Origin of the sequence: Mucilaginibacter glaciei, assembly GCF_014773245.1 — a bacterium.
In the GTDB taxonomy this organism is placed as follows: Bacteria; Bacteroidota; Bacteroidia; order Sphingobacteriales; family Sphingobacteriaceae; genus Mucilaginibacter; species Mucilaginibacter glaciei.
The window spans coordinates 1-1,362 of record NZ_JACWMX010000019.1 but is presented as its reverse complement, the minus strand read 5'-3'; the positions used below and the strand labels follow the sequence as shown (position 1 = coordinate 1,362).

The window sequence follows — 1,362 nt, the reverse complement described above, 5'->3', positions numbered from 1 at the left end:
ACTGTTAAAGTCCTGTTGAGAAAATTAGATCTGATTGAATTGGGTGAAGGCAGCTCATCTCCAAGCAAAGCGGAGGTTTATTCTTATGGATTTATTGAAAACTGTTTTCGGTATTGATGTTAGCAGCCGGAAGTCTAACGTATGCATTATGGTCAATGGCCAAAAAGTTAATGACTATGCCATCTCCAACGATATGGTAGGCTTCAATCGGCTGCTAGGTGACCTTAAGCAGGTTACTAAACCGCAGATTATCTTTGAAGCAACTGGCGTCTATTCCAGAAGACTCCAGGCGTTCTTGGACATGCACGAATTGCGCTATGTCATGATGAATCCGCTAGAAGCCAAAAGAAAGACAAAGGATGACCTGCACCAGAACAAGACCGATAAGCTTGATGCCTTGTATCTTGCCAAGCTGCAGTCTGAGCACCCGCAACGGCTGGCCTACGTTCAAAGCAAAGAATATCAAGAATTGATGGCCAATAACCGCATCTATGAGCAGGCTTCGCACGATCTGATAACCAACAAGAATAGACTGCACAAAGCAGTTCAGCTCACTTTCCCAGAGATTGAACACTTACTGGCTAATCCAAGAGGGAAAAACTACTGGAGTATTGCTCTCAGATTCCCACATCCAGATATCGTACTAGAAACAAAAGAAGCCGATATCATCGACTTCTTAAAAGGCTTATCTGGTATTGGTAAAAAGCGCGCTAATGACATAACGCAAAGCCTTATTCGTTTGGCTAAAGTCGCATGCCCAGCGGTCAAAAAGAACAGTGCTCATGTCCGTGGCCTCAAAATGGCAATTAACAACATTCTGAGCGCTGAAGAAGAGTGCCAGACTGCTTTACAGGAGATGGCAAAGCTAGCTCCTAAACGGGATCTGGAGATCCTCACAAGCATTCCAGGCATCGGCGAAAACACTGCTCTAAGAATCATTAGTGAGCTTGGGGATATCAGACGTTTTAACAACCCTAGCCAATTAAATGCCTTCGTTGGTGTTGATCCTCAAGTTTATGAATCTGGCAATCTCACGGCCCACTTGTCAATTTCAAAGCGTGGGACAGCTATTGGCAGAAAGGTGCTGTACTTGGCCATAAACCAAATTCAGTCGGCTAAGAAAGCGGGAAACCCTTGTCATATTGCGGATTATTACGAGAAACGAAAACGGTCTTCTGAGACTGCAAGTCACAAGAAGGCCGCTATCGCATCGATCCATAAATTATTACGGACGATCTTCGCTTTAATTAAGAATGATCAATTGTATAGCTATGACGTAGCCAAACATAACCAAAGACTTTTGTCATAAAAATTGATCCAATAGATATTATAACAGCCTCTTTTTTGAAATTACAGAAGGTG

The 1,362-nt window shown here is 43.1% G+C and carries 1 protein-coding gene; it reads left to right on the top strand.

Annotated features, from left to right (window positions below; genetic code table 11):
- Nucleotides 1-85 precede the first annotated feature (85 nt).
- Nucleotides 86-1,309, top strand: a complete 1,224-nt coding sequence (locus tag IDJ76_RS20705) for an IS110-like element ISL4 family transposase (RefSeq protein ID WP_191166288.1) — start codon at nucleotides 86-88, stop codon at nucleotides 1,307-1,309.
- The last annotated feature ends 53 nt before the right edge of the window (nucleotides 1,310-1,362 follow it).

Coding starts and splice junctions, on each gene's coding strand:
- IDJ76_RS20705 (WP_191166288.1), top strand. CDS start 86: ATGGATTTATTGAAAACTGTTTTCGGTATTGATGTTAGCAGCCGGAAG.